Origin of the sequence: uncultured Bacteroides sp., from assembly GCF_902491285.1 — a bacterium.
Lineage (GTDB): Bacteria > Bacteroidota > Bacteroidia > Bacteroidales > Bacteroidaceae > Bacteroides.
Map to the genome: position 1 here is coordinate 41,923 of NZ_CABUHK010000035.1, position 9,327 is coordinate 51,249.

At 43.2% G+C, this 9,327-nt stretch carries 11 protein-coding genes; 3 read left to right on the forward strand and 8 right to left on the reverse strand.

What is annotated here, in order from left to right; translation table 11 throughout:
- Positions 1–6 precede the first annotated feature (6 nt).
- A complete protein-coding gene (locus tag RDN93_RS10935) occupies positions 7–1,377 on the reverse strand; it encodes a S8 family serine peptidase (protein ID WP_308745558.1) in 1,371 nt (456 codons plus the stop codon).
- A 22-nt stretch (positions 1,378–1,399) separates the two neighbouring features.
- On the reverse strand, positions 1,400–2,485 hold the full coding sequence (mnmA, locus tag RDN93_RS10940) for a tRNA 2-thiouridine(34) synthase MnmA (protein ID WP_308745559.1): 1,086 nt from the start codon (positions 2,483–2,485) through the stop codon (positions 1,400–1,402).
- 572 nt (positions 2,486–3,057) lie between these two features.
- On the opposite strand from mnmA, the gene RDN93_RS10945 reads away from it, so the two are divergent.
- Positions 3,058–3,921 (forward strand): hypothetical protein, encoded by an 864-nt coding sequence (locus RDN93_RS10945; RefSeq protein ID WP_308745560.1) that lies wholly within the window; start codon positions 3,058–3,060, stop codon positions 3,919–3,921.
- Here RDN93_RS10945 and RDN93_RS10950 read toward each other — a convergent pair.
- The 4 genes from RDN93_RS10950 to RDN93_RS10965 all read right to left on the reverse strand — a co-directional run bounded on the left by RDN93_RS10950 (position 3,911) and on the right by RDN93_RS10965 (position 6,751).
- The gene (locus tag RDN93_RS10950) at positions 3,911–4,918 is read right to left on the reverse strand and encodes a metallophosphoesterase (RefSeq protein ID WP_308745561.1); all 1,008 of its coding nucleotides are present in this window, start codon (positions 4,916–4,918) and stop codon (positions 3,911–3,913) included. The two genes, RDN93_RS10945 and RDN93_RS10950, sit on opposite strands and share 11 nt — an antisense overlap.
- A 19-nt stretch (positions 4,919–4,937) precedes the next feature.
- On the reverse strand, positions 4,938–5,420 hold the full coding sequence (gene ispF, locus RDN93_RS10955; protein ID WP_308745562.1) for a 2-C-methyl-D-erythritol 2,4-cyclodiphosphate synthase: 483 nt from the start codon (positions 5,418–5,420) through the stop codon (positions 4,938–4,940).
- A 66-nt stretch (positions 5,421–5,486) separates the two neighbouring features.
- A complete protein-coding gene (locus tag RDN93_RS10960) occupies positions 5,487–6,101 on the reverse strand; it encodes a fumarylacetoacetate hydrolase family protein (protein ID WP_308745563.1) in 615 nt (204 codons plus the stop codon).
- Positions 6,101–6,751 carry a redox-sensing transcriptional repressor Rex gene (locus RDN93_RS10965; RefSeq protein ID WP_308745564.1) on the reverse strand — a complete coding sequence of 217 codons (651 nt, stop codon included), beginning with the start codon at positions 6,749–6,751 and terminating at the stop codon, positions 6,101–6,103. Before RDN93_RS10965 ends, RDN93_RS10960 begins: the two co-directional genes overlap by 1 nt.
- A gap of 175 nt (positions 6,752–6,926) precedes the next feature.
- Between RDN93_RS10965 and RDN93_RS10970 the strand changes: the two genes are divergently transcribed.
- Together RDN93_RS10970 and RDN93_RS10975 are read left to right on the forward strand one after the other, a co-directional pair.
- Complete coding sequence (locus RDN93_RS10970; RefSeq protein ID WP_308745565.1) at positions 6,927–7,277, forward strand: translation initiation factor; 351 nt, start codon at positions 6,927–6,929, stop codon at positions 7,275–7,277.
- Between the two features lie 21 nt (positions 7,278–7,298).
- Complete coding sequence (locus tag RDN93_RS10975) at positions 7,299–7,808, forward strand: TlpA disulfide reductase family protein (protein WP_308745566.1); 510 nt, start codon at positions 7,299–7,301, stop codon at positions 7,806–7,808.
- Between the two features lie 58 nt (positions 7,809–7,866).
- Here the strand turns inward: RDN93_RS10975 and tsf are convergent, their stop codons facing one another.
- Both tsf and RDN93_RS10985 read right to left on the reverse strand, forming a co-directional pair.
- Positions 7,867–8,859 carry a translation elongation factor Ts gene (gene tsf / locus RDN93_RS10980; protein WP_308745567.1) on the reverse strand — a complete coding sequence of 331 codons (993 nt, stop codon included), beginning with the start codon at positions 8,857–8,859 and terminating at the stop codon, positions 7,867–7,869.
- Positions 8,860–8,980: 121 nt separating this feature from the next.
- Positions 8,981–9,327 (reverse strand): 30S ribosomal protein S2 (locus RDN93_RS10985; protein ID WP_308745568.1); only part of this gene is annotated, 347 nt, incomplete at its 5' end.

Genomic DNA, 9,327 nt, shown 5'->3' on the forward strand with positions numbered 1-9,327 from the left:
CAGTTGTTAATCACCAATCACTTCTCCGTTAACCGTAAAATACGCCTTCCACAAGTCAGGAATACCGTATCCATATATATTATCCGGAAAATCTGCCCTGTCACCCGACCGGCGAACCAGTTCTATCACTTCTTTTGCCGTCAGTTCCGGACAAGCCTGCCACAAACAGGCCACCATTCCGCACATAATCGGAGAAGAGAAGGAAGTTCCGTTAGCATGGCGAAGATTGCCGTCTGTCCCCATCACGTCCGAACCCAATCCTACGGCAACAACATCCGGCTTCACCCGTCCGTCCGACGTATTTCCTACGGAAGAGAACGGAGCCAGCTCTCCCCTTTTATTAATAGCGCCTACGGTTATCACGTTCTCCGCATCTCCCGGCGGGGTAATCTTCTTCCACGACCCCGCACCGGAATTTCCGGCACTGCAGACAACTACGATTCCTTTATCTGCAGCCCGTGCAGCTTCACGGGACATTAACGCATAATGTCCGTTCAAATCACGATAGCGATAATTCTTTGCCGGATCATCAAACGAATAATATCCGAGGGATGTATTTACCAAATCCACTCCTACACTATCGGCAAATTCGATTGCCGCCGCCCAATAATCCTGTTCCACCAGATTTTCCGAATATTCATCCTCACTACGCAGCAACCAATAGGAAGCTTCGGGAGCCGTACCAATCATCACATTCGGCTGATTCATTGCCATGCAGGAGAGAACAGACATACCGTGGCTGCTTTCCGCATAAATATCTGCTTCGGGATTTACAAAGTCACGCACACCAAGAATATTGATATTCTTCATTGCCTCTATCTTGTCTACATTATGGAATCCGGCATCAATTACGGCAATCGTCATTCCCTGTCCTTTGAAACCTGCATTATGAAGAAGGTTCGCACGGCTCATCCTTATTTGAGCAATCGCAGGTCCGTAAAGGCTATCGGAACGCAAAGGCTTGTTTATCAGCGAATCTCTCTCAAAACTCTTTTGAGTAATGCCTTTCCAAACCCTTTCCGTAGAACGCACAAAAGGTAGTTTTGCAATTTCATCAATCAACGTGCTGTCATTACAGGAGACGGTAACGAAGTTATCCCATTTTCCGGTAACAAGTACGTGAACACCTTTCTTCCGTATCGCATCTACGTATTTCCTGCATACTGGCAAGTCGGTGGAATCTATTGCCAATCCCTGTCTTTTTCTCCGTTCAATGGATTTCCCGGACAAGTATTTTTCCGGTTTCTGCAGAGAGTATTCCGTAGCTGCCTTATCTTTCAGGCTAATACGATATTTTAAGGTATCGCCCGGTGTGAATTGAGCAAAAACTCCCAGGCATATATTCAAAGCAAAAACCAATAACACAAATTTCCTCATAAGTTATCTTTATTTTAATCAATCAAAATCCTTCGTTCTCTAAAATCACCAACCCGATTCCCCGCTGCGAAGCAATAAAAGCTCCACCTAATACACGTCTTCCGTCATAGAACACAGCCGATTGTCCGGGAGCAATAGCCGAAGCCGTTTCAAGAAAACGCACCAACAGGCGTCCATCTTCCAATCGCTTCACCCGGCAAGGCAACGGACGGCTTCGATAACGAATCCTCACCGTCAAGTTCTCACACTGGAACAATTCTTGTTCATCCACAATCTTATCCTGTTCTATCAGCATATAGTCAGTTTGCAACTGTTCGGCATCACCGAGCATCACTGTATTTTTCTGCGGATTGATTTTCAATACATAAGCCGGTTTGCCCAACGCAATCTCCAATCCTTTCCGCTGACCGATCGTATAATAGGGCGCACCCTTATGTTGTCCCAGTTTCACACCTTCGGAATTGACAAACCATCCCGGACCTATCTCGGTGTCCAGTTCCGGACATTGCTCACGAAGAAAGTCGCGATAATCTCCTTTTATAAAACAGACTTCCATACTTTCTCCTTCTTTTGACTTGGCTTCGTAGCCTTTCTCTGCAAGGTATTCCCGAACCTTCACTTTCGTGTAATCCCCTAAAGGAAAGATACAGCGTCTCAGTATATCCTGTCCCAATCTCCAAAGGAAATAAGACTGGTCTTTCTTATCGTCATCTCCGGCTACTATATAAATATGTCCGTTCCGTTCTTCCAGCCGTGAATAATGTCCGGTAGCAATCCAGGCACACCCCAACTTATCCGCCCATTCCGTCAGAACACGAAACTTGAACAAAGGGTTGCACATTACACACGGATTCGGCGTACGTCCCTGTTTATATTCGTCTATGAAATTTTTTACGATAGTCTCTTTAAAAGGAATACGTTCATCCGCCACATAATGTTCGATTCCCATCCGTGCAGCCAGTTCCCTTGCATCTTGCGGCTCATCACCCCATACACGCATGGTTACTCCTACTATTTCGTATCCTTGTTCCTGCAGCATCAGACAAGTGGCGGTACTGTCAATGCCGCCACTCATTCCGACCAATACTCTTTTATTTCGTTCTTTCATCCGAATTTTATAAATTACGTGGATACAAATGTACGAGATTCTTCGGAGAAAATAAATTTATTGCAAACGAAACAGTATAGATATGGAATAATAACGGCTTGTACACCCCATTTCCTTATACAGTACATATAAATGCTTGGAGTTTCTTTTGTTGCCTCCTTATGTCCTTTACAGGCTCACAGAAGTGAGCTGTTTCATTTACATATGTAAACCTTTTTATCAACAAGTGACAGCTTATCCGTTCACAACTGTGAGCTCTTGACAAGCTTTAAGGAAAAACAGACAAACAATTAAACTAACACTTATGGGATGTGGGTATTTATCAGCCAACACACTATGAGGGTAACTTTTACCCTCATAGTCACCCTCAGGTTTGCCCTCATAGCTACAATACCGATGAATAAAGCGATTGAGGGAAATTATGAGGGTATGAGGGTAAAATCGACAAACTTTTTATTGTAGAGAGATTATTTCTCCACAATGATGCTTAATTGAAGTGATTTTATAAAAAAGCAGTTGCTTTTCCAAATAAAAATCCCTATATTTGAAATATAACAAAAGCGAGAACAATTATGGCTAACCCTAGATTACCGGGCATTTCCGAAAACGAGCAAGCCTTATTGTATGCCAAACTGAATGAATACAACCGAGGCAGAGCCTCTTTCAAAGAGGCGGGTGTTTACTTGGTGGTGACACCTCGACCGGGGAAACCCAACTATTCCCTTTGGCTCTATTCTCCCCTGCCCGAAAAACAATCGATTCTTTACATACATGACCTGTCGCCGGATATTAATGAGTCTCTCCGGGTGGCAAGTACCCTGTTTTATTACTCAAAGCGTTGCCTCATCCTTATGGATTATAACGAGAAGAGGATGCAGAGTAATGGTGATGACCTTATCTTCTTCGGGAAGTATCGAGGACATTTCCTGCATGAAATACTGAAAATAGATCCGACTTATTTAAGCTGGATAGCCTATAAGTTTATTCCGAAGATTCCAAAACAGGAACGCTTTGTCATTATAGCGCAGGCTTACCACTCCATACATTTGGACATCATGCAGAGAAAATCCAGAGAGAAACGTTCGTCAAGCCGGTATTTGGGAGAATTAGGGGAGAAACTTACAGACTTAAAATTGAAAGTGACCCGTGTGCGGCTGGAAGACGACCCGTATAAAACAAGGGTGAACGGCACTACCCCGCAGTTTTTTGTCAAGCAGGTGCTCACGCTGACGGATGCCAGCGGGAACTTGGTCGTTATGAGTATTCCGTCAAAAAATCCCAGTGCGGTATCAGGTACTTTATCCGGGATAGAGCATGAATACCGACTGGGAGAAATTATCTACGTCGCATCGGCGAAAGTGTCACGCCGGTACGAAAGCTATGGTTCTAAATATACGCGCCTTAGCCATGTGAAGTTCGCAAGCCTCAACGTTTAGTCCAATCGTCCTTGACAAAGCTTGCCGGATAAGAGACTTTATCCACAATGCCGTCTTTCTGACGAATCCAGGAAGTGAATGTGCGTGCACCTTCATCCAATACGATGATACGGGCACCGTTCGGCAAATGATTGTACACAGTGTTTCCACCGGTATAGCGCCCGTAAGCCAGAAGGATATTTTTCCACATGACCGCATAGTCATTATCATGGTCGTGTCCGACAAATACACCCATCACGTCTCCCGCCTCTTTCATGGCAGCAAACATTCCTGTATTTATTCTAGGTGCACAAGCTTCTTCCATACGTGTTCCGCGAAAAGCTGCATTTTCATCGCGAATGGCTTCGTGATATTCGGGCAGAGGAATATGGAAAAAGGCAAGAGCAGGCAACGGTTGTCCGCCATTCCGAGTTTTATAGGCAGCACTTTGCTGACGATACCAGTTTATTTGGTCGAACGTAAGCCAATTATACCCCTTCACATCTTTCAAAGGTGAATAAGAGTGAGAGTCCATACAATAAAGCAGGGCTGCATCCTTTTTAGAGTCGGAAGAAGATTTTACGGTCAATACATAATCCGGTGACAAAGCAGTTCCCCGGTCAGGCATTAAATTACCTGGAACGGTACGGATGATATCATATAGCTGTGACCGTGTCAATCCTTGTTCATCATCATGGTTACCAAAAGTCACAACAAAAGGAAGCTTGCGCTTGGATACCTGTTCCAAGACCTTCAACATACCGGAATCAGCAGGTGCCGCGTAAACAACATCTCCGGTAAAGACTACCAAATCCGGCCGTTCGGTGTCAAGTACTTGATTAATACGTTCCAATGCTACGTCAGAAGCCGGATTACCATACTTAAAGTGCACATCGGTAAATTGCACAATCTTGAATTTACCTTCTTTACTAAATTGCAGTTCACTCTTTTGAGCCATACAAAAAGTTGCAGCCAACAGTAAGATAAGTGTTAAGTGAAATTTCAAAAGTCGAATCATAATCATTTATTTTAGGGGGTTAATTATTCTTCTCAATCAGTACGGTGGCATAGGCTGAAATTCCTTCTTCGCGACCTGTAAATCCAAGTTTCTCGGTAGTGGTCGCTTTAATGGAAATATCATCCACATCAATTCCCATGACTGTTGCCATTATCTCCTGCATCAAAGGGATATGCGCTTTGAGCTTCGGACGCTCGGCACAGATGGTGGCGTCAATATTGCCGACCTTATATCCTTTAGTAGCAAGCAATTCTACTGTCTTTTTCAACAGAATCTTGCTGTCTATGTTTTTAAATTCTCCCGCTGTATCCGGAAAGTGATAGCCAATGTCACGCATATTTGCCGCTCCCAGCAAAGCGTCGCAAACGGCATGTAGCAATACGTCCGCGTCCGAATGTCCCAACAATCCTTTCGTATGTTCCAAAAGGATACCGCCGAGCCACAGTTCACGCCCTTCGACCAACTGATGTACGTCGAAGCCAAAACCTACTCTTATCTTCATAATTTGTCTAATAAATGAGTACTAGTGATTTGTGGTAATAGTTAATGATGAATGTTCGAAGGTCAATCAACGGATATGGAAATCCAGTAGTTTTTCTCCTTCCAGATAGCCTTGCAAGTGTTGTCCTATACTGACAGGACCTACACCGACAGGAGTACCCGTAAACAGCAAATCTCCGATTTTCAATGTTACAAACCGACTGACATAGGCTATAATATCATCTATTTTGAAAAGCATATCTGCCGTACAGCCTTGTTGTACTTCCTTGCCGTCAATCAGCAGGTTGAAATTCAGATTCTGAATATCCTTATAGCGGTCGACGGAAACAAAATCTCCGATAGCTGCAGATGAATCGAAACCTTTACACAACTCCCAAGGATTTCCCTGTTCGCGAAACTTTCGTTGAAGGTCACGGGCTGTAAAGTCAATACCCACTGTCACTGCGTCATAATACCGGTTCGCAAAACGGGGAGCGATATTCTTCCCCAATCGGTTGATTCGGACTACCAGTTCCGTTTCATAATGTATCTCGTTAGAAAAGTCGGGAATGAAAAACGGTTTGCCATCTTTAAGAATAGCAGAGTCCGGTTTCATAAAAATGACCGGTTCCGTATTGACTTGTGTATGTCCCAGTTCCTTGTTATGCTGGGCGTAGTTCATTCCTACTGCGATAATCTTCATTATTTCTCGTTAAAATTCAATCGGTTAAACATTACAGCCAGGTGGGCATATAGAGAAGTATTCTGTACGACAATATTCTCAGGCACGCGAATACGGAAAGGAGTAAAGTTCCATACTGCCTTTATGCCACCGTCTACCATCTTATTTGTAATCTCTTGAGCAATATTAATAGGCACTGTCAGCACACCGATATTCACGTCATATTCTTTCATCTTTACCTCAAAATCATCGGAATGGAAGATAGGAATTCCGTCCAAGTTCTTCCCTACCAGTTCCGGATTGACATCAAACGCCGCTACAATCTCCAATCCAAAATGCTGCAAACCAGAATCACGAAGCAAGGCTCCACCCAAGCTACCCACACCAAACAAGAAGGCTTTGTGCATATTGGTAAATCCAAGAAAGCTCTCCAGCACCTCAATCAGTGCGTCGATGTTGTAACCGACTCTCGTACGCCCCGAAATATTAACGTACGACAAATCCTTGGCGATTTGGGAAGCGTCAATATTTATTTCCTTAGAGATTTGTGTAGAAGAGACATATTGCTCTCCTTTTTCTTTCATTAGTTTTATATTAGACAGATACCAGGGAAGTCTGCGCAAGGTAGGCTCCGGCACTTTATCCGCCTCTTTTCGTATATAAGTGCTCATACTTCTTACAAAATTTGGTATTTTGCAAAAGTACATTATTTTTTGAGACTGACAACCGTATAATGGAAAACCTTAATAGAGATTAAACAAAACAATGAAAAGTGGTACAAATTTTGCTCTTTTCCATAAGTTTGATACTTTTGAGAAGAAATGAGAAGAAATAAAAATGACGAATATGAAAAAGAATGATTGGAAAGACAGACTGAACGTAGTGTATTCAACGAATCCTGACTTCGGTTATGAGATGAATGACGACGAAGAGCAGACCACCCTTGATAAAGGCAAACAAAACCTGCGGGTTTCCATCGATAAAAAGAACCGTGGCGGAAAAGTGGTAACATTAATTACCGGATTCGTCGGTACTGACAATGACCTGAAAGAACTCGGAAAGCTGCTGAAAAGCAAATGCGGAGTGGGCGGTTCGGCAAAGGATGGCGAAATCATCGTGCAGGGAGATTTCAAGACTAAGGTTATGGAGCTGCTTCTCAAAGAAGGATATACAAAAACAAAAGGTATAGGTGGTTAACTAATTCAAATGATATAAGATATGAGGAAAGGATTTTTATTTTGTGTAGCAGTATTATGCTCACTATTGTCGTTTGCACAGAATGACAAAGGGGATATTGTCAAAACCGGAGACAATATGCCTGCTTTCACGCTTAGTTCGGCAGTAAACGGAACAGTGGATTCCGCAGACCTGAAAGGAAAAGTTGTACTAATCAATATCTTCGCCACTTGGTGCGGTCCTTGCCAGAGCGAACTGGCGGAAGTTCAGAAAATCCTTTGGCCGAAGTATAAAGACAATAAGAATTTTCGTATGATAGTGATTGGACGTGAGCACACAGACGAAGAATTAACGGCATACAACAAACGTAAAGGGTTTACATTCCCTCTCTACCCGGATCCGAAACGGGAAGTCACGAATAAATTTGCCACTCAGTACATTCCCAGAAGTTACTTGATCGACAAAGAAGGGAAAGTGATATCCGCCACCGTCGGTTACCGGAAAGAGGAAATGGATAAGCTGATGAAGGAAATAGATAAAGCGCTGAAATAACAAAAAAAGAGGGCTCATCGCCCTCTTTTATATTTTCTTATTTCCAAGACTGATTTGATTATTCAGCTTTCAAAGTGAAACGCTTGAAGTCAACAATCTTCAGTTCAGGATCAGCAGCAGCCAACACTTCTCTTACAGTCTTCTTACCGTCCATGATATCTTCCTGGTTCAATAAGCAAACTTCTTTCAAGAACTTGCCCAGACGACCTTTCGCGATGTTCTGAATCATTTGTTCAGGCAGGTGTGCAGCCTTCTCAGCAGAAACAGTAGCAATGATTTCTTTTGCTTTCGCTACATCCTCAGCAGTAATCCAGCCTTTAGCCATGTTGCTTTCCATGTGTTCTTCGCTGTCCACATGAGCCGGGTTGATGTTAGCTTTCTTCAGAGCTGCTTCTACAGCCTTCTGTACCTGTTCTGCTTTTGTCTTCTCAATGGCAACTTCGATTTCTTTCTGTTTTACTTCTTCAGAAACGCCATCTTCATCAATGGCAATCGGGTTCATGGCAGCAATCTGCATAGCTACTTGTTTAGCCAACTGATCGTTAACTTCCTTGTTGAAAGCAACAATAGTGCAAAGACCATTTCTGTTCATGTGATTATAAACAGCAGTGCATACACCTTCTACAGTCATGTAACCATCCAGTTCCATTTTCTCACCTGTGATACCGCTACGGTCAGTCACTGCATCCTGTACAGTACCGTTACCCATCGGCAATGCTTTTACTTCATCCAAAGTAGCGCATTTGTTAGCCACAGCAAGGTCAAGAATATCCTGAGTCAGTTTCACGAAATCAGCATTCTGAGCAACAAAGTCAGTTTCACACTTCAAAGCAACGATAACGGCACGGTCACCGGTAGTTTTAGCCAAAACGCAACCTTCAGAAGCTTCACGTTCCGAACGCTTAGCAGCAACAGCTTGTCCTTTCTTACGGATAATCTCCATTGCCTTGTCGAAATCGCCTTCAGCTTCAGTCAACGCATTTTTGCAATCCATCATACCAGCTCCGGTCATTTTGCGCAGCTTGGTAATATCAGCCATACTTACAGCCATAATAATTTCCTTTATTTAAATGAATAATAATTTTCAAAACAAAAAATGTGCCAATCTGCCAATCAAGATGCAAGCATATAAGCATACTCTTGCACATCAGCAAATTGGCACATTTTATATATTAAGCCTCTTCGTCTTCCTTGATGAAAGCAGCAGCTTTAGCTGCGTTGATAGCTTCTTCGTCAGACTTGTCGAGTCTAGCTTTCACTGATTTCTTCTTGCCTTTGTTAGCAGGTGCTTCACCGGCAGCTTCCATGTCGATCTTTTCAGCTTTTCTTTCTTCCAAGCCTTCGATCATAGCAGCGCAACAAGCATCCAGGATAACTTCTACCGATTTAGTAGCGTCATCGTTAGCAGGAATTACGAAATCTACGTTTGAAGGATCAGAGTTGGTATCAACGATACCGAATACTGGAATACCCAAACGGTTAGCTTCGCGAACTGCGATATTTTCTTTCATTACGTCGA

Bases quoted from the DNA above. Each gene is read 5' to 3' on its own strand.
- RDN93_RS10935 (WP_308745558.1), bottom strand. From the start codon at position 1,377: ATGAGGAAATTTGTGTTATTGGTTTTTGCTTTGAATATATGCCTGGGA.
- mnmA (WP_308745559.1), bottom strand. From the start codon at position 2,485: ATGAAAGAACGAAATAAAAGAGTATTGGTCGGAATGAGTGGCGGCATT.
- RDN93_RS10945 (WP_308745560.1), top strand. From the start codon at position 3,058: ATGGCTAACCCTAGATTACCGGGCATTTCCGAAAACGAGCAAGCCTTA.
- RDN93_RS10950 (WP_308745561.1), bottom strand. From the start codon at position 4,918: ATGATTCGACTTTTGAAATTTCACTTAACACTTATCTTACTGTTGGCT.
- ispF (WP_308745562.1), bottom strand. From the start codon at position 5,420: ATGAAGATAAGAGTAGGTTTTGGCTTCGACGTACATCAGTTGGTCGAA.
- RDN93_RS10960 (WP_308745563.1), bottom strand. From the start codon at position 6,101: ATGAAGATTATCGCAGTAGGAATGAACTACGCCCAGCATAACAAGGAA.
- RDN93_RS10965 (WP_308745564.1), bottom strand. From the start codon at position 6,751: ATGAGCACTTATATACGAAAAGAGGCGGATAAAGTGCCGGAGCCTACC.
- RDN93_RS10970 (WP_308745565.1), top strand. From the start codon at position 6,927: ATGAAAAAGAATGATTGGAAAGACAGACTGAACGTAGTGTATTCAACG.
- RDN93_RS10975 (WP_308745566.1), top strand. From the start codon at position 7,299: ATGAGGAAAGGATTTTTATTTTGTGTAGCAGTATTATGCTCACTATTG.
- tsf (WP_308745567.1), bottom strand. From the start codon at position 8,859: ATGGCTGTAAGTATGGCTGATATTACCAAGCTGCGCAAAATGACCGGA.